Source organism: Cellulosilyticum lentocellum DSM 5427, from assembly GCF_000178835.2.
Classification (GTDB): Bacteria; Bacillota; Clostridia; order Lachnospirales; family Cellulosilyticaceae; genus Cellulosilyticum; species Cellulosilyticum lentocellum.
Genome location: NC_015275.1, coordinates 1,203,206 through 1,225,263 on the forward strand (window position 1 = coordinate 1,203,206; position 22,058 = coordinate 1,225,263).

The 22,058-nt window shown below is 32.7% G+C and carries 17 protein-coding genes and 2 pseudogenes; 15 read left to right on the forward strand and 4 right to left on the reverse strand.

Translation table 11 applies throughout. The annotated features are described in order from the left end of the window. Positions 1 to 312 precede the first annotated feature (312 nt). From CLOLE_RS05375 to CLOLE_RS05390, 4 genes are all read left to right on the forward strand, one after another. The gene (locus CLOLE_RS05375) at positions 313 to 1,467 is read left to right on the forward strand and encodes an NAD(P)-dependent malic enzyme (protein ID WP_013656079.1); all 1,155 of its coding nucleotides are present in this window, start codon (positions 313 to 315) and stop codon (positions 1,465 to 1,467) included. Between the two features lie 14 nt (positions 1,468 to 1,481). Then, the gene (locus CLOLE_RS05380; protein WP_013656080.1) at positions 1,482 to 2,540 is read left to right on the forward strand and encodes an undecaprenyldiphospho-muramoylpentapeptide beta-N-acetylglucosaminyltransferase; all 1,059 of its coding nucleotides are present in this window, start codon (positions 1,482 to 1,484) and stop codon (positions 2,538 to 2,540) included. A gap of 29 nt (positions 2,541 to 2,569) precedes the next feature. Continuing rightward, positions 2,570 to 3,631: a methyl-accepting chemotaxis protein gene (locus tag CLOLE_RS21695; protein ID WP_050794668.1), complete on the forward strand. Its 1,062-nt coding sequence runs from the start codon at positions 2,570 to 2,572 to the stop codon at positions 3,629 to 3,631. Positions 3,632 to 3,875: 244 nt separating this feature from the next. After that, positions 3,876 to 5,486: a CTP synthase gene (locus CLOLE_RS05390; RefSeq protein ID WP_013656082.1), complete on the forward strand. Its 1,611-nt coding sequence runs from the start codon at positions 3,876 to 3,878 to the stop codon at positions 5,484 to 5,486. 419 nt (positions 5,487 to 5,905) lie between these two features. Here the strand turns inward: CLOLE_RS05390 and CLOLE_RS05395 are convergent, their stop codons facing one another. Together CLOLE_RS05395 and CLOLE_RS05400 are read right to left on the reverse strand one after the other, a co-directional pair. Next, positions 5,906 to 6,790: a DUF368 domain-containing protein gene (locus tag CLOLE_RS05395; protein WP_013656083.1), complete on the reverse strand. Its 885-nt coding sequence runs from the start codon at positions 6,788 to 6,790 to the stop codon at positions 5,906 to 5,908. A 104-nt stretch (positions 6,791 to 6,894) separates the two neighbouring features. After that, complete coding sequence (locus CLOLE_RS05400; RefSeq protein WP_013656084.1) at positions 6,895 to 7,236, reverse strand: DUF5658 family protein; 342 nt, start codon at positions 7,234 to 7,236, stop codon at positions 6,895 to 6,897. A 133-nt stretch (positions 7,237 to 7,369) separates the two neighbouring features. Here CLOLE_RS05400 and CLOLE_RS05405 point away from each other — a divergent pair, with 133 nt between their 5' ends. The 5 genes from CLOLE_RS05405 (at position 7,370) to CLOLE_RS05425 (ending at position 13,379) form a co-directional block, all read left to right on the forward strand. Continuing rightward, positions 7,370 to 7,849, forward strand: a complete 480-nt coding sequence (locus tag CLOLE_RS05405) for a MarR family winged helix-turn-helix transcriptional regulator (protein ID WP_013656085.1) — start codon at positions 7,370 to 7,372, stop codon at positions 7,847 to 7,849. A gap of 60 nt (positions 7,850 to 7,909) precedes the next feature. Continuing rightward, positions 7,910 to 8,860: a tocopherol cyclase family protein gene (locus CLOLE_RS05410; protein ID WP_013656086.1), complete on the forward strand. Its 951-nt coding sequence runs from the start codon at positions 7,910 to 7,912 to the stop codon at positions 8,858 to 8,860. 37 nt (positions 8,861 to 8,897) lie between these two features. Next, positions 8,898 to 9,299, forward strand: coding sequence for a heavy-metal-associated domain-containing protein (locus CLOLE_RS05415; protein WP_013656087.1), 402 nt, complete (start codon positions 8,898 to 8,900; stop codon positions 9,297 to 9,299). A 340-nt stretch (positions 9,300 to 9,639) separates the two neighbouring features. Further along, positions 9,640 to 10,374 (forward strand): 5'-methylthioadenosine/adenosylhomocysteine nucleosidase, encoded by a 735-nt coding sequence (locus CLOLE_RS05420; protein WP_013656088.1) that lies wholly within the window; start codon positions 9,640 to 9,642, stop codon positions 10,372 to 10,374. A 476-nt stretch (positions 10,375 to 10,850) separates the two neighbouring features. Next, a complete protein-coding gene (locus tag CLOLE_RS05425) occupies positions 10,851 to 13,379 on the forward strand; it encodes an autotransporter outer membrane beta-barrel domain-containing protein (protein WP_013656089.1) in 2,529 nt (842 codons plus the stop codon). 236 nt (positions 13,380 to 13,615) lie between these two features. On the opposite strand, the pseudogene CLOLE_RS05430 reads toward CLOLE_RS05425, so the two are convergent. Further along, positions 13,616 to 14,538, reverse strand: a pseudogene (locus CLOLE_RS05430) (IS982 family transposase). A 214-nt stretch (positions 14,539 to 14,752) separates the two neighbouring features. On the opposite strand from CLOLE_RS05430, the gene CLOLE_RS05435 reads away from it, so the two are divergent. The 5 genes and pseudogenes from CLOLE_RS05435 to CLOLE_RS05455 all read left to right on the forward strand — a co-directional run bounded on the left by CLOLE_RS05435 (position 14,753) and on the right by CLOLE_RS05455 (position 19,886). After that, positions 14,753 to 15,517 (forward strand): hypothetical protein, encoded by a 765-nt coding sequence (locus tag CLOLE_RS05435; protein ID WP_013656090.1) that lies wholly within the window; start codon positions 14,753 to 14,755, stop codon positions 15,515 to 15,517. 182 nt (positions 15,518 to 15,699) lie between these two features. Further along, positions 15,700 to 16,109, forward strand: a pseudogene (tnpA, locus tag CLOLE_RS05440) (IS200/IS605 family transposase). A 343-nt stretch (positions 16,110 to 16,452) separates the two neighbouring features. Next, positions 16,453 to 17,799, forward strand: a complete 1,347-nt coding sequence (locus CLOLE_RS05445; RefSeq protein ID WP_013656091.1) for a glucose-6-phosphate isomerase — start codon at positions 16,453 to 16,455, stop codon at positions 17,797 to 17,799. A 254-nt stretch (positions 17,800 to 18,053) separates the two neighbouring features. Then, complete coding sequence (locus CLOLE_RS05450) at positions 18,054 to 18,572, forward strand: transcription repressor NadR (protein ID WP_013656092.1); 519 nt, start codon at positions 18,054 to 18,056, stop codon at positions 18,570 to 18,572. A gap of 222 nt (positions 18,573 to 18,794) precedes the next feature. Beyond that, on the forward strand, positions 18,795 to 19,886 hold the full coding sequence (locus CLOLE_RS05455; protein WP_013656093.1) for a PTS transporter subunit IIC: 1,092 nt from the start codon (positions 18,795 to 18,797) through the stop codon (positions 19,884 to 19,886). On the opposite strand, the gene yyaC is transcribed toward CLOLE_RS05455, so the two are convergent. Continuing rightward, entirely contained in the window at positions 19,883 to 20,452 is a 570-nt protein-coding gene (gene yyaC / locus CLOLE_RS05460; RefSeq protein WP_013656094.1) for a spore protease YyaC, read from the reverse strand. The genes CLOLE_RS05455 and yyaC overlap by 4 nt on opposite strands. 299 nt (positions 20,453 to 20,751) lie before the next feature. Here yyaC and CLOLE_RS05465 point away from each other — a divergent pair, with 299 nt between their 5' ends. Continuing rightward, a complete protein-coding gene (locus CLOLE_RS05465) occupies positions 20,752 to 22,047 on the forward strand; it encodes a LysM peptidoglycan-binding domain-containing protein (protein ID WP_013656095.1) in 1,296 nt (431 codons plus the stop codon). Positions 22,048 to 22,058 lie beyond the last annotated feature (11 nt).

The following is a 22,058-nucleotide window of genomic DNA, read 5'->3' on the forward strand; positions in this document are numbered from 1 at the left end:
CTTATAAAGTATTGCCGAATTATCAAATAATAAACCATAAATAAAAGGGATAATTATTGACTTCATAAATAATCAAAAGTATTATTAAAATAATAGGAAAATAAATAAAAGGTACCCGCTAGAAAACAGAGGCACCCTAAAAATGAAAGAAGGCTCATAAGCAACATATATAGTATAGTAAGCACTGATGATTACTAGATAGGAAGATGTTCTTGTGAGCTAAGTTTTTTGTGGTTAGCCAAGCAAACTGGAGGAGGTACTAAGACTACCTTTTATAATTAAAGGTAAGGAATGGAAGAAGGAGATAGAACAATGAACCTAAGAGAACAAGCTTTAGAGATGCATGAGAAATGGCAAGGGAAGTTGGAAGTTACTTCTAAGGCTAAAGTAGATAGTAGAGAGGCACTATCTATATGTTATACACCAGGTGTAGCAGAACCATGTAAAGAGATTGCAGCAGATAAAGAAAATGTTTATAAATATACAATGAAAGGTAATACCGTTGCTGTTATATCGGATGGAACAGCAGTACTTGGTTTAGGTGATATTGGACCTGAGGCAGCAATGCCAGTTATGGAAGGAAAAGCGGTGCTTTTTAAGGAATTTGCAGGAATCAATGCAATTCCTATTTGTATTGATACAAAAGATACTAAAGAAATTATTCAATTTGTAAAACAAATCGCACCTACCTTCGGTGGTATTAACCTTGAAGATATTTCAGCACCAAGATGCTTTGAAATAGAAGAAGCCCTTAAGAAAGAATTAGATATTCCGGTATTTCATGATGATCAACATGGTACAGCTATTGTTGTATTAGCAGGGATTATCAATGGACTTAAGGTGGCAGGTAAAGAAAAGGAAGAAGTTAAAGTAGTTGTTAATGGTGCAGGTTCAGCTGGGATTGCTATTACTAAACTTCTTTTACATTATGGTTTTAAAGATGTTACAGTAGTAGATAGAATGGGCATACTAGAAATAAAAGAAGACTGGATGAACTGGGCACAAACTGAGCTTGCAAAAGTAACGAATCCAAGAGGATTAAGAGGCGACTTGAAAGTAGCTCTTGAAGGTGCAGATGTATTTGTAGGCGTTTCAGCGCCTGGGATTGTTTCTGAGGAAATGATTAAAAGCATGAATCATGATGCAGTTGTATTTGCTATGGCTAATCCAGTACCAGAGATTATGCCAGATTTAGCAAAAGCAGCAGGTGCTAGAGTAGTAGGTACAGGGCGTTCAGATTTTCCAAACCAAGTTAACAATGTACTTGTATTCCCAGGGATTTTTAAAGGTGCACTTATGGCAAGAGCTGGGCAAATTACAGAAGATATGAAAATTGCAGCAGCCGTAGCTATTGCAGGTATGGTAAGTGACGGAGAATTAAATGAAGAAAATATTTTACCACAGCCATTTACACCAGGTGTAGCAGATGCTGTAGCAAAAGCTGTTATAGAAATGGCAAGTAAATAAAGGAGGACTAAAAGTTGAAAACAATTGTACTTACAGGTGGGGGCACAGCAGGTCATGTGACACCAAATTTAGCATTAATACCAAGTCTTAAAAAAGCCGGATGGGATATTAAATATATCGGGAGTCATCAAGGCATTGAAAAAGACTTAGTCACAAAAGCTAATATACCTTATTACGGCATAGCCTCAGGTAAGTTACGACGCTATTTATCAGTAGAAAACTTAAAAGATCCTTTTAAAGTAATAAAAGGCTATTTTGATGCTTGCAAGTTGTTAAAGGAAATTAAACCTCAGGTGGTATTTTCAAAAGGTGGTTATGTAACAGTGCCAGTGGTACTAGCTGCGCACAAACTTAAAATTCCGGTTATCATTCATGAATCTGATATGACACCAGGACTTGCAAATAAAATTGCTATTAAGAAAGCTAAAACAATTTGTGTTAACTTTGAAGAAACATTAAAATATGTTGGAGATAAAGGTGTTTACACAGGTTCACCTATTAGAGAAGAATTATTTAAAGGTGATAAAAAGATTGCTAGAGAGCTTTGTGGTTTTAAAGATGATAAGCCAACCTTATTAATGATGGGGGGGAGCTTAGGGGCGAGAAAGATTAACGAAGTACTAAGAGAAGCTTTACCTGACATAGTAACTAACTTCAATGTAATTCATATTTGTGGTAAGAATAATCTAGATGAAAGCCTCTTAAATAAGCAAGGTTATAAACAGTTTGAATATGTAGGAGAGGAATTAGCACATTTATTAAAGGCAGCGGACTTTATGCTTTCAAGAGCTGGTGCTAATGCAATAGCAGAAATTATTGCACTTAATATTCCAAGTCTTCTTGTCCCACTTTCAGCAGCAGCAAGTAGAGGTGATCAAATCCTCAATGCGGAGGCAATGAAGAAAAAAGGCTATTGTGAGGTACTATTTGAAGAAGAACTTAATAGAGAAAGTTTATGTAAGATGCTTAATGAAGTATATGAACACCGTCATAATTATATAAATAAGATGAGAGAGGCAACGAAGCTTAGTGGCATACAAAAGATTATGTTAGAAATACAAAAATATCAATAGATAAAAAGTATTAGAAGGTGGGGATGAGCATGTTTAATAATAAGCAAAACGTGGAAATGATGAGAAAGCTATCAGAAGGGGAACTAGAAATCTTACTAGAAGAAATTAACAATAGTAAAAAAGCACTTCTAAAAGCAGAAACAGTAGAAGAGATAATTGCTATTAAGAAGAAACTTCAAAATATGACTAAAGGAATAGAAGGTTTTGATGAGCAAGTAAGCCATATAGTTCATCAAGTTGATGAAAGTAGACAATTCATCAATAAGCATATTAATGAATTATCAGGATTGGAAAACTCATTAGTAGCAGAATGTAATTCTAGAAATACTCAATGTGAAATAATCTCTGAAAAATCACAAGGTATGACGGAATTAGTTAAAGAGATGAATGCTAAGATACAGGCATCTGTTGAACGTACAAAGCATATGGAACAGCTCTTGGTTGTTATAACAGGAACTATTACAGAGATTAATGCAACTGGAAAGTCCATGAAGAAACAGGTTAAGACATTTATAGAAACAGCTCAGAATGTTACAAGTAATATTTCGGGTATTGCATCAATTGCAGAACAAACTAATTTATTAGCACTTAATGCCTCTATTGAGGCAGCTAGAGCAGGAGAAGCTGGCAAGGGCTTTGCTGTAGTTGCAGAGGAGATTAGAAAGCTATCTGATGGTACTAAAGAACTACTAGATCATATGACACAGTTTTTAGGCGATTTAGAGAATGCTTCTATGAAAACGAGTGAAGAAGTGGAAGCAACAACTATAGGAATTGAAAAAATAACGACAGAAATTCAAGAAGTAGACAGAAATATTCAAGATAGTAAAACTAATACAGATTTACTTAAAAATGAAATTGAGACAATGACAGGGTATATGAGTGAAGTAGAAAGTAGCATTAAACAAAGTAAGGCGCAAAGTGCAGTGACTAACTTTGATTGTGTAAAGACGGCTTCTTTAGAGTTAAAGGAGACAGACCAAGTGTTAGTAACAGCGACTCAGTCTATTAAAGCATTAACAGGAATATATGCAGATTTAATGGATACATTAAAAGAATTAAATAGTTACAAGATTTTAAGTGGTAAATAATATTTAGGTATGAGTTTGATATAGAAAATGTGAAAATTCCCCCTCTGCAATGGGGGAATTTTGTGTTGAGCTTACAAAGTAAATTTCCAGTTACTATCAGCTTTTAAAAACAAGGATAAAAAAATGAATAAAACAAATTCTAAAATAAAATAACATAGGACTACATTACTTGACACAAATGTTTTATAATAATAAAATAATAAGGTTAGTGTGAGAAATATAATATACGGTTGAGGTGAAAAAGATGTCTACAAAATATATTTTTGTTACAGGCGGAGTAGTTTCTGGCTTAGGCAAAGGGATTACAGCAGCGTGCTTAGGAAGATTGTTAAAGGCAAGAGGAAAGAAAGTTACTATTCAAAAATTTGATCCTTATATTAATATAGACCCCGGTACTATGAGCCCCTACCAACATGGAGAAGTATTCGTAACAAACGATGGCAGTGAAACAGATTTAGACTTAGGGCATTATGAAAGATTTATTGATGAAAAATTAAATAAGTACAGCAATGTAACTACAGGTAAAATCTATTGGTCTGTTCTTAACAAAGAACGTAAAGGGGACTACTTAGGTGCAACAGTACAAGTTATTCCTCATATTACAAATATGATCAAAGATTGTGTGTACCGTGTAGGTAATACTGGCGAGCCATCTGATGTTGTTATAACAGAGATTGGTGGGACAGTTGGAGATATCGAAAGTTTACCTTTCCTAGAATCAATTAGACAAGTAGCCACAGATGTGGGTAGAGAAAATGTATTATACATTCATGTAACACTTATTCCATACCTTGCTAAATCAGGAGAAATGAAAACAAAGCCTACTCAACATTCTGTAAAAGAGTTACTTTCTATAGGTATTCAACCAGATATTATAGTATGTCGCAGTGAGCATCCTATTTCAGAAGATATGAAATATAAGATGGCATTATTCTGTAATGTAGATAAGGATTGTGTTGTACAAAATTTAGATGCAGAGACACTTTATCAAGTACCTTTAATGTTAGAAGAAGAGGGTCTTGCTAAAATTGTATGTAAAAAATTAGGAATGGATTGTCCACAGCCGGATTTAACAGAATGGAAAGCAATGATCGAAAAAGAAAGAAATAGAGATAAAGTAACTAAGATTGCTTTAGTAGGTAAATATGTAGAATTACATGATGCTTATCTTTCAATTGTAGAATCATTACATCATGCAGGAATTTATCATGGTACAGAAATTGACATTGATTGGATTAATGCAGAAACAGTAACCAAAGATAATGCGGCTGAAATTTTCAAAGATGTACAAGGTATTTTAGTACCAGGAGGCTTTGGAGATAGAGGTGTAGAAGGTAAGATTGAAGCAGTACGTTATGCGAGAGAAAATAAAGTACCTTTCTTTGGAATTTGCTTAGGTATGCAATGTGCAGTAATTGAATTTGCAAGACATGTAGCAGGACTTGAAGGGGCTCATAGCTCAGAGTTAGCACCAAATACAAAATATCCAGTTATTGATCTTATGCCAGATCAAAAAGATATTGAAGATTTAGGTGGTACAATGAGACTTGGAGCTTATCCATGTGTACTTAAAGAAAACAGTAATTCATATGCTGCATATGGTGTAAAACAAATAGAAGAAAGACACCGTCACCGCTATGAATATAACAATGAATATAGAAACCTTTTAACAAGCAAAGGTTTAAAAATAACAGGAACATCTCCTGATGATAGATTAGTAGAAATCGTTGAGATTGAAGAGCATCCATGGTTCGTAGGAGCACAGTTCCATCCAGAATTTTTATCAAGACCAAATAGACCTCATCCATTATTCAAAGATTTTGTAGGTGCAGCAGTTAAACAAGAAATAAAATAATTAAAAGCAGTATAAATAGGCTTAAACTCTTTTTCTAGAGTTTAAGTCTATTTATATTTCCAAACTGGTCTATTATTTGCGATTAGTCCCTATTTACTAGGCTATTTAGCTTCTAAGTTACTCCTCAAAACTTGGAGGCTATTAGTAAAGTAAATGTAAGGGTGTTTTACAAAGAATTAATCAGTGAGGAGTTCATAAGATGTGTTACATGTTTAAGGCCTATCATCTTATGATTTTAGATAAAGGAAAACTAATGCTGTATATATGAAGTAGAAACCAGAGAACAACTACTTCAATAAGCTATATGTAAACAGAATAGCTTTTCCCTAAAATTTTAAAATAAAATCACCACTACAAATAGTAAATGGTGATTTTATTTAATCTTATAAGGAATAATAATAAAAATGAGCCAATAAGATTTAGCGCTGCATAATGGTTTTAAGTTTTTCTAAACCGAAGATAATAAGCGCGCCTATAATAAAGAAAATAATATTAAAGGTGGATAATGACATGGGTGCTTTAGGAATATCTAAAGTAGTTGGCCCCATAACAACAGCATAAAGAGAGCCAATCATTAAACCAAAAATAAAATAGATAAGTTGTGAACGTTTAGTTTTGAGTAGCTTACTTATAATACGGACAACGCTAACAATACCGACTAATACACCTATACCAAAAACAATAATTAAAGGAAGTGAAGCAAAATTAAAATGTAAAATGTCTTTTACACCTGTGATAATAGTCGAGTATAGTCCAAATATTAATAGTAAAGTAGAACCTGAAATACCTGGTAAAACCATAGCAGAGATAGCAATCATACCTGCAATAAAAGCATATACGCCTAAGCCGAAAGAAAATTGATTACTACTTATTTCAGCCCCACTACCACCTGAAACAGGGTTAAAATAGGTAATAAGTGCTACGATAATGATACCAAGAAGTAAATAGATTACATGTTTAGTATTTTCTTTGATAGTTTCTTTTTCTTCCTTATAAATAAGTGGAATGGAAAATATGATAAAGCCAAGGAATAAAGAACTAACATGATAAATATAAGTATCAAATATAGAAGCAATAAAAAGAATAGATATAATCATACCTACTGCCCAGCCTATACCTATTTTTAATAAAAAAATAAGTGCTTCTTTTTTCTCTTCTTTAGAAGAACGAGATGTAAGGGCGTTAATAGAATCAATAAACTGATTATAAAATCCCATAACAAATGCAATAGTACCTCCTGAAACACCTGGAACACTATCGGCAAATGCCATAAACATACCGCGAATTAAATTAAAGACAATCATAATGTACCTCACTGAATTTTATTTGTTCCTTTGAAACAAGTCACATTTTGTAGTTAATATTAAAATAAGTATATATGAGGCTACAAAGCTAAGCAAGCTAAATTCTAGGAGATGATTGTAAAAAAATAGTAAATATGCAGGGTGTTGATAAGAAAATACACCAAAATGATAAAATTGGAAGCCCATTGACAAATATGAGCAAGTGGTTTTGTATTATGCTCTAAGTAGTGAACTAAGAAGAGTATAGCTATGCCAGGCAAAATAACTTTTATAAGTAAACACAAGTAAGGATTAGTAACAATAGAACGCATAAATGGATTAGCTTCGTAAAAGCCTCCGGTTTTTAAAAAGGTATAAGTAAAAAGTATATCTGTGCAGTTTAAAATATAAAGCCCCCAAAACTTACGAATAAGTTTTCTAGAAGCTTCTACGTGAGTAAGTTTCATTGTGCACCTCCTATAACAATTATTGACAAAAAAATAGAAATTTATAAGCAGTGCTTGACAAGATAAGTTCACCCTTTTAAACTTTCTTTATCAAGGCTTTATAAATGAAGTCAAAGGAGCGACGGAGGGAAAGATGGAAGGTTCGATTAAGATTGTAAATGAACTATTAGTAGAATTATTTAATGACATACTTAATATAGAGAAAGAATCTCTAAAAAATGGACACTTTAGTGATTTATCTATTACAGAAATGCATGTTTTAGAAGCCATAGGTTTAGAGGATAGAACAATGACAGAAGTAGCAAGTCAAATAGGTATCACAGTGGGAACGTTGACTACTTCTATTAATCGTTTGGTTAAGAAAGAATATGTTTTAAGGGAAAGATCAGAAACAGATAGACGTTATGTGGAAATAAGACTCTCTAAAAAGGGAAAATTAGCTTATCGTGTTCATGAGGCTTTTCATGAAAAAATGGTAAGAACAATGACAGATAATTTATCAGATCAAGACAATGAGGTACTGATTGCTTCTATGCAACGACTTAACCAATTTTTTAAAGATAATTATAGCGTTTTATCTAAGAAAGATCCTGCTAAAAGCAATGACAAATAAAAGTATATTCTTATAATGAAATGACAAAACTATAGTAGTATGAAAAAAAGAGGTGCTACTATGGGAATTATAAATAAAGAAGAATTTTTTTATGGAAGTTTAAAGAAAACTGATTACTTTGAAAGATGGCATGTCTATTTAGTAGATGCCTCAAAACAACATATGCTGAGTATAGTTCTAGGCGTTTTACTACAAGGAAAAGAAAAATACGCTTTTATACAAATAGGTAGCAATATACCGCATTTGAATCGTATTGTAAAATACCCTATTGAAGCATTTAGCTATACTAGTGATAGTATAACTATTGAAAATAATGTTTTATCAAGAGACTTTATTCAATTAGATTTAGATGAAGGGAAATTTCAATTAAATGGAAAGATTATTTTCTCCCAAGGAAAGCAGTTAGAAACAAAATTCTGGAGACCGGGATTAATGGGTCCTATTAAATGGCTGCCTTTTTTAAATTCTTATCACGAGGTATTATCTTTAACCCATATTATTATGGGAGAAATTAATTTTAACAATAAAGAAATTAGTTTTGATGAAGGAAGAGGAGCTTTAGACAAGGATTGGGGAAAAAGTTTTCCAAATGTATGGCTTTGGATGCAGTGTAATCATTTTCAAAAACATGATGCTGCCATGATGGTAGGAGTGGCTAGAATGCCGATTTTTTTGAATTATTATACTGCTTTTGCTATGCCCTTTTATTTTAATGATAAGACAGAAATTTATGCTAATTATACTGGGGCTCATATTGCCAAATTATATCGCTACAAAGGTTATATTCATTTGATTATCACAGAAAAATCAAAGGTAATTGACCTTAAAGTTTTTGGCAAAGAAGATGTTCCACTAATAGCATCGCCAATGGGACATCTTATTAGGGATGTTTATGAGTGTATAGATTCAAAAATAGAAGTTAAGGTAACACAAGGAGGAAGAACTGTTTTCGAGGATATTGGAGAATGTGCCCATTTAAAAATTGGAGGAAATACGTCTAAACTTAAGTGAAATGACATAAGGTAACTATAAAGAAAGGAGCCTTGATATGTTAGGAATAAAAAAACAATTTATAAAAAATATGATTAAGTTAGAAGTCGTATCCAATACTCCAGGTAAACTTCAAATTTATGTGGCACAGATTAAAAAAGTAGAAGATGAATATAAGAGATATGAGACCTATGCTCAGAAAGCTATAACGTTAATGCCAGGTATTAATAATATTGATGTAGATTATGATAAAGGTATATTGACGATTAATTATGACCCTAATCAAGTAAGTGTACAGAAGGTATATAACTGGTTACAGGTTATGATCGATGTGGGAATTGATTATTATGATGATATTAAGGCAGGCTGGGATATGCAGGGAAATGAAGGAGAGAATGTAGAAAAGGTATGGCAAAAAATGAGGCCAGTTCTACTTGCTCAATTGGGAAAACTAAAGTAAGACAATGCTTAAGAAATAATTTCATTAAAGGAGAGCATATTATACCAGGGTGTTATATAAGATATAACATTAATTAATAATAAAGGACACTAATTAATTCATATAAATAGCTTGTGCTATTTTATACAACACTTTAGTTGAATTTTAATAGGAAACAGAATTAATGAAGTTATTAGAAAGTTACGATGTCCCTATATATGGCATACACAAAGTATATTTTGTTAAAAACTATAAAGTTAAAAGGATAGGTGTTAATTTCATAATCTAATTAATAAAAGAGAAGCAGTTGCCAAAGTATCTTATTTAGCTTAAGATTATAACGAAAGAAAAGATAAATTAAATGCTAAGTGAAAAAGCCGATTTAGTGGAAGGAGATACAAGGTTGATAGGAATTATAGGTGCAATGGATGAAGAGATTATATCTCTTAAAAGAAAAATGGAAGTTAAAGAGCAAAAAGAAATAGCAGGTATGACTTTCTACGTAGGAACAGTAGGAGAAAAAGAGATTGTACTTGTAAGATGTGGCATTGGTAAAGTAAATGCAGCTGTATGTACACAGGTTTTAGTAGATATATTCCATGCAGAATATATTATTAATACAGGAGTAGCAGGTGGGCTTTATCCAGAACTCAACATTGGAGATATTGTTATTTCTAGTGATACGGTAGAGCACGATATGGATGCTTCAGCAGTAGGAAATCCTAGAGGGGAAATTCCACGTATGAAAAAAACTTACTTTGAAGCTGACCAAAAGCTCATTGAAGTCGCTCAAAAAGCTGCAGAAAAGCTTAAAGGCGCAGGTAAAGTATATGTAGGAAGAGTAGCTAGTGGTGACCAATTTGTGTGTAGCATGAAAGTAAAAGAAGATATCTATTCTACTTTTACAGCATACTGTGCAGAAATGGAAGGCGCAGCGATTGCACATACTTGCTTTCTAAATCAAGTACCATTTGTTATTATCAGAGCTATTTCTGATAAAGCAGACCAAAGCGCAGATGTTAACTTCGAAGAATTTGTAGATGTAGCAGCTAAAAATGCTAGTAGAATGATCGAAGGTATTTTAAAGACGTTATAGTCAAAATTGTGAATAAAAAAGTAAGGCATTAGAGTTATGGTCTAATGCCTTACTTTTTTTACAAAAACTAATTAATAAGGAATTGTAATATATTGTACATTTGGTGATTTGAAAGAACAAAAAAATATACAAATACTTAAAAAGAAGTATGAGTAAAAAAATAATTTATAGAGTAAAATATTGCTTTTTGAAGGTTAAAAATAGCAAAAAATAAGATAAATGTGTTTATAGAAGAGGATTATAGGTTAACAAGTTGAGTTTATTAATAAAAGCATATATAAATAAGCAAATAAAACTTTTGCGCAATGTTAACAAAAGTTGAATATAAATTTATTAAATAAGCTAAAAAATATATTGAACAAAATAAATAATTGAAAAAAACAAAATATTATAATAATATATAATAAATAAGTATGTTCACCGGACTAACGACTTGGAAGAATAAAAAAGTCATATAGTAAAAAGGAGAGTGGAATATGAATAAAAGAATAGTTAAAAAAGTACTTACGTATGGAGTATGCTTATGTATGGCATTTATGACGGTGCCTATTTTAGCAGAAGTGACAACTATGGTATCAGTAGCACCTGAAAATTGGGGAAAGGTTGACACAACTTACTTGGAAAATGCAAATAATAAGGTTTTAGACATAAGTATGTTAGAGGCTAATGCTAATAGAACGATTGAAATTCCAAGTAATATAACTAACCTTACAATTAAAGGGAGTACATCTAAGACTTATACTGGACTTGTTATTAAAGCAGCGGGTAGGTCATTGCCACTTAAGTTAACTGTACAAGATTTAAAAATAGTGAACGGTAGTATTCAAATCGCTAAAACATCAGGAGAAAATTATTTGTATTTAAAAGGGGTAAATAGCATAATGGCTAATAACTCAGCAGCAGTTTTAGTTGATAATGGAGATAGTAAGTTGATTATTGATGCTGCAGACGAAGTTGCTAAACTTACAGTAGTAGGGGCAAATTCCTGTGCAGGTATTGGAGGAACAGATATTAATCATGGTGGACATATAGTTATTCAAGGTGGTAATATCACAGCCACAGGAGGTAATAATGCAGCAGGAATTGGTTCAGGGCACCAACGATCTGTAAAGAGTGTTACAATTAAAGGTAATGCAGTTATTGAAATGGCTCAAGGTGGATCTAATGGTGGAGCAGGCATTGGTGGCTCAGCAAATGGTGAAAATTTAGACAAAATAGAGATTAGTGAAAATGCATACGTTATTGATGCTATTGGTTCTAATGGCGCTGCAGGTATTGGGGCTGGAAATCAAAGTGGTGTAAGAGTAATTGATATTATCGGGGGAACAATAGGAAAATTAGATGCCTCTAATAATTATCATGGAGCTATTGGTGGATACAAGGCTGCTGGAATTGGTGGAGGTGCTCAGGATAAAGACTGTAATATGACTATTAACATAAGAAATACAACTATTGTATATGCTAAAGGTGGAGATGATGCTGCCGGAATTGGTGGTGGATACGAACGTGGAGCAGATATTAATATTGGTGATGGTGCTATTATTGAAAAAGCTATTGGAGGGAAAAATGGAGCAGGTATCGGTTGTGGCCCTAATGGGGCGCAAAAGACCATTAATATCACAGGTACTAGCCTAATTAAGTTAGCTCAAGGTGGAGAGAATGCGGCTGGTATTGGGGGTGGAAAGACTCGTTCAGCTAAAATTAATATTTCAGGTGGAAATATTGAGTATGCCAAAGGAGGAGCCAATGGAGCAGGTATTGGCTGTGGAGAAGGAAATAATGATGCAAATAGCATTAATATATCTGGTGGGGTGATTTATGCGGAAGGTGGAGGTGGTACCTACACAAATGATATAGGTGCTGGAAATTACAGAGATGTACCTGGGGGCAAGACTCAAAATGACGCAAAGGGTGTGCCTGTTAATATTACAGGTGGTACAGTATTTACACCAAATAATACAATGATAGGAAAAACGGCTGTAGGAACGCATGTTAATTATGTATTAGTTGCTTACAGGAATTATGATAAAACAACTAAAACAGGTACAGTCTATACAGGAGCTAATATTAAAATAAGAACAACAGCAGGAATGGATAAAGAGTTGGTATGTAATAGTGAAGGTAGGACATCGTTTTCCTGGGAAGATCCTACTAAGAGTCTAGAGGGCTATTGGTTCCAAATTAATGATACAAGTGTTACACCAATGAAGATTTATGTAGGCCTAAAAGCAGAAACGGATGCCAGTCAATGGAATACAATTTATTATGATATAGACAATAATATTGTAGTAGCAGGTAGCCCTAGTATTGAAAGAGCGGTTATTGAAATTCCTATTATTTATGAAGAGGGGACAGTTGAAGCTACACCAACTCAAACAGTTACAGCTACTGTAGGAGAGGATAAAATAGTTCCATATTCTACTTCTACCATAGGGTACGGTATTAAAATGTCAGAGATTACAAATAAAGATCCAGATATTAAAGAGATTAAATCAGTAAGTGCAGAACTGGAATTTATCCCAGATAGTGGAAGTAAGAATTGCGAGGTTATGCTATATGCAGATAAAGCTACTGGTGGCGTTGTAGTAGAAGACGGATCTTATCCTAGTGGTGACAAAAAATATAAATATGTTAATAAGAGTACATCTGAATTTCAAATTACACCTGCTGCTACATCAACAGGCAATATTAAATTTAAATATAGCGGCAACTGGATAAAGGCAGATGATTATCAAATTGTAGCATATATTCCTACACAGGGAGTGAAAGAAAGTAGTTCAGAAGTAGAACTTAATGCATATAAATCTGCTTATGTAGATGCTGCATATTCTATTAAGGTAAAGGTAACTAATATCAAGGTTGAAGTTAAGCGCCAACAGTATATTATTGTTAATATACCAGGGGGCACTTCACTAAGGCTGCCAGGGTCTCTAGTTACAGAAGTAGTCAATTTACCTGATCAAGAGTTAGTAGTCAAGTTTAATGAGATTCCTAATATACATTAGAGAAAAAATTCAGTAGTTATGGGTCCTATATATAGTGAATGTATAATCAACTATATGTAGGACTTTTTTGATGAAAATCATTTTAATAAGTAGGAGGATATGGAGTCGTAAAGAATAATTTGGTGGGGAAAAAATTATAATAACTACATGTGCTAATTAACTTTTAATTACGATCAGGATAAATATGGTAATAACAATAGATATAATGCTATTAGAATAATTATATCAATGTTTATTTATCCCAATATTAGATGTTTTATCTGTCCATTTGCCTTATTACCAAGGCACTTGTTTATGAAGTAAGAAATATTGTGACCTAAAATTTCACTTTGAAGCCTAGCCTTTAATCCACTTAATGAATTGGCCAATATCTTATTAACATGAAATTGGTCATCTAGCTGGGCAAAGGTTATTTCAATACGTCTTCGATGTTTACTAATCTAATTCCTTAAGTCTTTTGGATAAGGATTTTTACTATTATTTCGCCTGAAAGCTAATAAGGCCATGCCTTTTTCGTGCTTCAGATCTTGAGCAATATCATCACCAATATATTCTTTATCGCCTAATACAATAGTATCGTAAGAATTAAGAAGTAGCTCCCAAAGGATTGCTCTATCATCTACATTTGCAGCTGTAAGTTCTATATTTGTAATGTAGCCGTCTAAAGTAATGGCAGCATGAAATTTTAAGCCATAGTAAGTTTCTTTTTTAGAAGCACAATAGCCATAAGATGAAATATCTTTGAATCGTTTACTAAAATGTGCCCTACTAAAGCCACATACTGAAATAGGCATGCTATCTGTGATGTAAATATCCGAGTTATTGTACCCGAGATAGTTACCTATTTCTTTCCAATAGCATTAATAACAGATTCAAGATTTCGTCTCGTTCGATTAAAACGTGTGCGATGACTTAAGTTAGGAAATAGATCTTTAAAATCTTTACGAACATAGTTAAACCACGCTTTTTCAGATGAAATACCATGTATTTCACCAACGATAGCCAAGGTGAGTATTTCACTATCCGATAATTTAGATTCAGAATAATTACGTCTGAAACGAATTTTATCAGGAAAAACTTTATGATAAATATCATCGATAATAACGTAAGAAACTAAAAAGAAATCTTTTAGATTTTTAATTTCTTGGCAGAATAGTATTTGAGCTCTAACATGTGATGTCCCCCATTTTATTTTTTGATTTAAGGGTAAGATATCACATGATTGGAGCTTATTTTACTTATAAATTTAACTAGCATAACTCGTTATAATATAAATAATAAAGCTTGAAGAATAAAATATTTTAAAAAAATAAAATATAAAATATTTCATTAAATGTAATAATATGGTAAAATAATAAGAAGGAGATGAGGACATGCTAATATTTCTATTGATATTTGAAATAGCCATAATACTTATTACTATTTTAAGTCATATTATGTTAGAAAAGAAGTACAAAGAAATTGAAAGAAGCACTCACATATATACGAATAAAAGAGCGTACCGAACAGAAGAAAGTATAGCTTTTATTGATGATATCATAAAGAGATATCAGAAATTTACAGATCAAGAAAATGAGTCACCAGATGTATATAGCATGATAAAAAGCAGTTTACTTAAAGAATACATTGGTAAATTTACTTTTATAGGTGTAAATAATGTTGCACATAAATCTAAATATGTTATGTGGGGAATCATCGTGCTAGAGATGGCTATTGGTTATATTAATAATGTAACTACATCTTTTGAGGGCGTAGTAGTCATTATTTCTAGTATTTTATTAGCCATTGGAGCGGAGATGTATATAATTATAAAGGCATTAGAAGAAAAAAAGGAAGCAATTATTGTGTCAGTAGAAGACTATATATTAAATGCATACCCACTCCATGTCAATAAAGAGGTTAAAGTCAATAATATTGGGCAAGAAACAGTATTAGAAAAAGAACAAACCAAGGAATTAGTAGTACTAACTCAAGCTAAAAATAAGGCTTTAAGTTATGTGATATCAGAAGATAAAGAAGATAAAAAAGATAAAAAAGATAAAAAGGGGAGTGATACTAATAAATACAAGATTGAGTCCAAAGAAGGATTAACAGAGCGGGATATTATTGGTTTTATTAATAATTTAAATAAATTATAGAGTAAAATATGAAGAAAAGAAATATTGTATGATAGTACACATTTATAAATGACAAATATTAATCCCCCAGCTGAGCTGGGGCGAATGGAATAAGCAGTAGCGATACATCGAATATTAAAAGCCTCCTATGATAGAATGATATTGGTTTCGCAGGACATATCAAATCATAGGAGGCGATCCTGATGGACAATATAAGTTTATCACACACAAGGTGGAATTGCACCTATCATATAGTTTTCATTCCAAACATCGTAGAAAGATAATGTATGGGAAAGTAAGAAAAGATTTAGTAGAGATAATAAAAAAGTTGTGTGAAATGAAACAAGTAACATTAATATCTGGGAGTGTATGTAAGGATCATATTCATATGTATGTGAGCATTCCACCAAAATCAAGTGTATCTGAGTTGATGGGATTTTTAAAAGGTAAAAGTAGTCTACAAATTTTTGATAGACATCTAGAGTATGGAACGAAGTGGAAAAGGAACTTTTGGGCTAGAGGATATTATGTTGCAACAGTAGGCAATGTTAATGAAGCAACAATATTAGAGTATATTAAACAACAAGAAGAAACTGATAAATTACAAGGTTAAAAGTAGCAGAGGGCCTCTTTAAGAGGCGGCAAGTCACAATGGCACTGCGAAACGCGCCTTTAGGCGTAAGCCAGTATTAAGCCCTGGGGGGGGACAAAATTAAACCACCACTTGAAGTGGTGGTTGATAACTTTGATTAATTTATAAGAAGAGGTTTGTTTAAGATGCTTATAAGAGACTACTGAAATCATAAATATTAATAAAAGTGCTTATAATAGTAATAATACGTTATAAAAATTTTGGCAGTTATAATAATATTAACTATTTCATTCGAAGATAAATTGAATTATAATGAAGTAGTTAAAAAATAAATTAACCTGTCGAAAATTAGGAGGTTTAACTCATGAGTAAAATTACTGTTGACTACTCTAAAACAGGAGTACAAGCACATGAAGTAGCATATTTCAAAGAACATGTGGAAACCGCACATAAAATGCTACATGACAAAACAGGAGCTGGTAACGATTTTCTTGGTTGGATTGATTTACCAGTAGATTATGACAAAAATGAATTTGCTCGTATTAAAAAAGCAGCAGAAAAAATTCAAAAAGATTCAGATGTACTTATTGTAATTGGTATTGGTGGTTCATATTTAGGGGCTAGAGCATGTATTGATGCTTTAAGTCATACCTTCTACAATGCATTAAGCAAAGACCAAAGAAAATCACCTGAAATTTATTATGTAGGAAATAATATTTCTGGAACTTACTTAAAGGACCTTTTAGATGTATGTGAAGGCAAAGAAGTAAGCGTTAATGTTATTTCAAAATCAGGAACAACAACAGAACCAGCAATTGCTTTCCGTGTATTCAAAAAATTTATGGAAGAAAAGTATGGAAAAGAAGCAGCTAAAAGTCGTATCTTTGCAACAACAGACAAAGCAAGAGGAGCTCTATTAACACTTGCAAAAGAAGAAGGATACGAAACCTTTGTTATTCCAGATGATGTAGGTGGTCGCTTCTCCGTTTTAACACCAGTAGGACTTTTACCTATTGCAGCAGCAGGTATTGATATTGATGAATTAATGAAAGGTGCAGCAGATGCTAGAGTCGAGTTTGCAACACCAAATTTAGAAGAAAATGCTTGCTACCAATATGCAGCTGTAAGAAATGCACTTCTTAGAAAAGGGAAATCAACAGAAATTATTGTTAACTATGAACCTTGTTTACAATATTTCGGTGAATGGTGGAAACAATTATACGGAGAAAGTGAAGGCAAGGATCAAAAAGGTCTTTATCCTTCATCAGTTAACTTTTCTACAGATCTTCACTCTTTAGGTCAATATATTCAAGATGGTCAAAGAATGTTATTCGAAACAGTTATAAATGTAGAAAATGCAAGAAAAGATGTTGTACTTGAAGAAGAAGCATCTGATTTAGATGGTCTTAATTATTTAGCTGGAAAAACAATGGATTTTGTTAATAAAAAAGCATATGAAGGAACTATTCTTGCTCACGTAGATGGTGGAGTACCTAATATGGTTGTTAACTTACCAGCTATTGATGCTTACCATATGGGACAACTTATTTATTTCTTTGAAAAAGCCTGTGGTATTAGTGGTTATTTATTAGGAGTTAATCCATTTGACCAACCAGGTGTAGAAGAATATAAGAAAAATATGTTTGCACTTTTAGGCAAAAAAGGATTTGAATCACTTAGAGAAACACTTTTAGCGAGACTTAATAAATAATATTATAGATAAATCAAATAAAGCCTTATAAATGAAGCCATATAAGCTCATTTATAAGGCTTTATTTGAATGAAAAATATCATTTTTCATAGTTGAATATAGGAAAATAACAATTTATTGTATTAATGAGTGGAAATGTTTAATTTGAGTTTCCAGGGACTTATTTATAGAATAGGATGTTTTGCAACCCTAGTACTTATCTGCTATAATTTGATTATAGAACTAAAACATAAGTTCAGAGAAGGGTGTAATCAATGGATGGAGAACAAAGAAGGGAAGAAATACTAAAATTATTAGAAAGAGAAACAAAACCTATAAGTGGAACATACTTATCTAAGCATTTTAAAGTAAGTAGACAAGTTATCGTTCAAGATGTGGCATTACTTCGTGCAAGTGGATATGATATATTGGCTACTGCAAGAGGGTATATTCTTAATCAAGATGCATCTAACATGTTACAACGGGTAATATGGGTTAAGCATACACATGATGAAGCTGAGGATGAACTTAATACTATTATTGATAATGGTGGGCGTGTAAGAAATGTGATTATTATGCATCCTGTCTATGGAGAAGTAGTTGCAGATTTAATGATAAAAACGCGTAGAGAGATTAAACAGTTTGTGGAGAAGCTAAAAGAGACAAAAGCTAGTACACTGTTAAGTCTAACTGATGGGATGCATATGCATACTATTGAAGCTAGTAGCAAAGAGGAATTAGATATTATAGAAGAGGAATTAAATACCAAAGGGTATTTAGTGACACATTCATAGTTAATATAAAGGGTTCAAAGGGGCTGTCGCACTAAAAGCATATAACTTATAAATATACAATTTGCTAGGCTAGATCAAATTTAATTGCCTTGATGATTGTATAAATATAAGCTGAAATGCTTAATGCGACGGCCCCTTTTTGTGTTAAAAGACAAGGCTAATTGACTGGTGACATGACACATGATATATTGTATGTAAAATGCAAGATAAGGGAGAAAAATAATGGATAATATAAAAATGTGGCGTACATATGGGAAAAAGTTTGTGGATAGGTATCTAATAAAAGGCCTAAGTGGTATGGCACTAGGACTTTTCTCTACACTACTTATAGGGACTATTATTAAGCAAATAGGCTCATTTATGCCCAATATATGGATAGGGCAATTTTTAATGCAATTAGGGGCATTAGCAACTGTTATGACGGGAGTAGGAATTGCTGTAGGTGTTGCACATCAATTAGGGGCAAGCAAACTTGTTATGTATTCTAGTATTTTAAATGGTTTAGTAGGTGCGTATGGTGCTAAATTAGTAGCGGGAGAGATTATAACAGAAAGTGGTATTTTATTATCAGGCCCAGGAGATCCAATGGGTGCATTTGTTGCAGCTGTTATTGGAATAGAGATTGGACGTCTTGTATCAGGAAGGACCAAGCTAGATATTTTATTAACACCAGCGGTGACAATTATATCAGGTTGCTTTGTAGCTTATAAGATAGGAACCTCTTTATCTGCTTTTACAACTCTTTTAAGTGAACTTATTAAAGTAGCAGTACAATTACAACCCTTTTTGATGGGAATAGTCGTATCAGTGGTAATGGGGATATTTTTAACTTTGCCTATTAGCTCTGCAGCCATTGGTGTCATCTTAGATTTATCAGGGATTGCCGGTGGGGCGGCAACAGCAGGCTGCGCAGCTCAAATGATAGGCTTTGCTGTAATGAGTTACAGAGAAAATAAAGTAAATGGACTTGTAGCACAGGGACTAGGAACTTCTATGTTACAAATGCCTAATATTATTAAAAATCCTAAGGTATGGATTCCGCCTATTTTAGCAAGTGCAATTACAGGACCTCTATCAACAGTCGTATTTAAATTAGAAAATATTGCAACTGGATCAGGAATGGGAACTTCAGGACTTGTAGGTCCACTGTTAATGTGGCAGACTATGTTAGAAAAAGGAACTAATAATATCATATTATTAATAGAGATTGCACTTATCTGTTTTGTTTTACCTGCAATACTTACTTGGATATTTGCAGAGATAATGAGAAAGAAAAATTGGATTAGAGATAATGACTTAAAGCTAGATCTTTAATCTTGATAATATCTCCATAAGCAATACTTTATACCAGAAGCAATGGTGTCAGCCATTTTCATGACAAGTGATAATCTGGTATTTTGAAGTATGACCATATTCATTAAGCTGCTAAAGTTAACGATACCAGTGATATGGATATGTCCTATAGGAGGTAAATCCTTTTTTACGCCTGCGCCAGGCTTGATGGAGCCTTCACCTAGTGTAAGGCAACCAACATTTTCAGCAGCACCTAAACAAGCATCTATGGCCACCACCAAAGCTCTGGGGTGGTCTTTTATTATAGTTTCTAAAGTCTCTTCTAAGTTTTTAGCATGGACGGGATCGTTCAAAGTACCATATAGGGTGACTTGTTCATAAGAAAGTTCTTTAAGCTTATAGCCAACAAGGGGACCTAAACTATCACCAGTAGCTCTATCTGTACCGATACAGACAATTACAAGCTCATTATGATGAAGAGGTAAATAAAGTGATAGGTAAGAGGAAAAGTGCTTGCAAAATAAACTAAGAGGATTTTCTTCGTTAACATTAATGTAGGTGGAACTACGTTTATAATCTAAATCCATAAATATATCACCACTTTCTAAATCTCTTTATAGTCTTCCAATTTTGTTGTGATTTATTTACTAATTCATATGGGATTTATTTACATATAAGTTATCTGTAGTAATCACACAATTTATACAAAATATGGTCTATATAATTAAGAAAAATAATGAATTCTTGAATAAAATATCAAAAAGCAAAAAATAAATGTTATATATGGCAATAAAAAAAGTGGAATCATCGACAACAAACATTAAAATATTAACCTTCTGTGTAGTATGATATAAACAAAAATGGATAAAAATGGAAGGTGATTCAAGTGGGAAAAATGAGTTATAGACCAGGAAAGAACCAAGGAAAACAAGACCATGGTAGAAAGATGAACTTACAGAAATCTGTAGATATGTTAGAGGAAAGAGAAGAATTACTAAGGTATGGTACAAGCCAAGAAAATGTAGAAGAAGTTAATGAAGATAGTAAGATTATTGCTATTAGCAGTAACAAAAAAAATCATGAGAAGTTAGATAATCTCAAGATAATTGGAGAGATGGATTGTAAATATCACATCTTCATTGAAGATTATGTATATACATATATTTATCAATTAGCAAAGGCGGATTTAGCAAAGGAAAGTTCAGCAATATTAATAGGAGAGATCTATGGAGAGAGTAAAGAAGCTGTTGTAAGAGGTATTATTCCTATTAACATGGAGCTGCTAGCAGAAGATAGTGAGTGGATAGATGGTAATGTCCTAGAAGATATAGAGCAGAAGAGAAAGTGTTATTTTAAAGATCAAGATATTATTGGCTGGATGCATATGCAACCTGGATATGGAACTATGTTAACGATGAAAGAAGTAAGGGAACATAAAAGTGTATTTGAAGGGAGTGGAAGTATTTGCTTATTAGTGGATGCTATAAATAAGATAGAAACTGCTTTTGTCTATGAAGACGAAGAATTAAAAGAGCAGACAGGATACTGTATGTATTACGAACGAAATGAAGCAATGCAACAGTATATGTTGGATCATCCATTTAATAATGGGGCGAAAGAGGAAATGAGAGATGCAGTTGTTAATCAATTTAGAGAAATAGGTAAGATAAGAAAGACTGAATATACTCAACGTAAAAATTTAAATTTTACAGTTATGATAGCAAGCGTCGTTTTGATTGCATTAACAGCTGCTATTGTAAAAATGAATGATAATAAAAGATTAGCAGATACAGTAGTGGCAAATAGTGATGCAACAATGAATCAAATGACTAGTGAAGATATCAATTTAGCAATTACACCGGCAACTATAGAAAACGAGACAAATTTAAAAGTTTCAGATACTGGAATTATGGATGAACAGGTAAAAGAAGAAGCTGAAGAAACACAGCAAAGTACAGGAATAAACGAGAATAAACAAGAAAATCAATCAACTTCTTTGGCGGAAAACCAAGATTACGAAGTATACGTAGTACAAGTAGGTGATACCCTAGCAGACATTAGTTATAAAAAGTATGGGGAAGCTAAAAAATCAATAGATATAGCTAGAATTAATAATATTGAAAATACAGATCAAATATATGTAGGACAAGAATTAAAGCTACCTATTTATAAGCAGAAATAACGCGAAAATAG

Coding starts and splice junctions, on each gene's coding strand:
- CLOLE_RS05375 (WP_013656079.1), top strand. CDS start 313: ATGAACCTAAGAGAACAAGCTTTAGAGATGCATGAGAAATGGCAAGGG.
- CLOLE_RS21695 (WP_050794668.1), top strand. CDS start 2,570: ATGTTTAATAATAAGCAAAACGTGGAAATGATGAGAAAGCTATCAGAA.
- CLOLE_RS05390 (WP_013656082.1), top strand. CDS start 3,876: ATGTCTACAAAATATATTTTTGTTACAGGCGGAGTAGTTTCTGGCTTA.
- CLOLE_RS05395 (WP_013656083.1), bottom strand. CDS start 6,790: ATGATTGTCTTTAATTTAATTCGCGGTATGTTTATGGCATTTGCCGAT.
- CLOLE_RS05400 (WP_013656084.1), bottom strand. CDS start 7,236: ATGAAACTTACTCACGTAGAAGCTTCTAGAAAACTTATTCGTAAGTTT.
- CLOLE_RS05405 (WP_013656085.1), top strand. CDS start 7,370: ATGGAAGGTTCGATTAAGATTGTAAATGAACTATTAGTAGAATTATTT.
- CLOLE_RS05410 (WP_013656086.1), top strand. CDS start 7,910: ATGGGAATTATAAATAAAGAAGAATTTTTTTATGGAAGTTTAAAGAAA.
- CLOLE_RS05415 (WP_013656087.1), top strand. CDS start 8,898: ATGTTAGGAATAAAAAAACAATTTATAAAAAATATGATTAAGTTAGAA.
- CLOLE_RS05420 (WP_013656088.1), top strand. CDS start 9,640: ATGCTAAGTGAAAAAGCCGATTTAGTGGAAGGAGATACAAGGTTGATA.
- CLOLE_RS05425 (WP_013656089.1), top strand. CDS start 10,851: ATGAATAAAAGAATAGTTAAAAAAGTACTTACGTATGGAGTATGCTTA.
- CLOLE_RS05435 (WP_013656090.1), top strand. CDS start 14,753: ATGCTAATATTTCTATTGATATTTGAAATAGCCATAATACTTATTACT.
- CLOLE_RS05445 (WP_013656091.1), top strand. CDS start 16,453: ATGAGTAAAATTACTGTTGACTACTCTAAAACAGGAGTACAAGCACAT.
- CLOLE_RS05450 (WP_013656092.1), top strand. CDS start 18,054: ATGGATGGAGAACAAAGAAGGGAAGAAATACTAAAATTATTAGAAAGA.
- CLOLE_RS05455 (WP_013656093.1), top strand. CDS start 18,795: ATGGATAATATAAAAATGTGGCGTACATATGGGAAAAAGTTTGTGGAT.
- yyaC (WP_013656094.1), bottom strand. CDS start 20,452: ATGGATTTAGATTATAAACGTAGTTCCACCTACATTAATGTTAACGAA.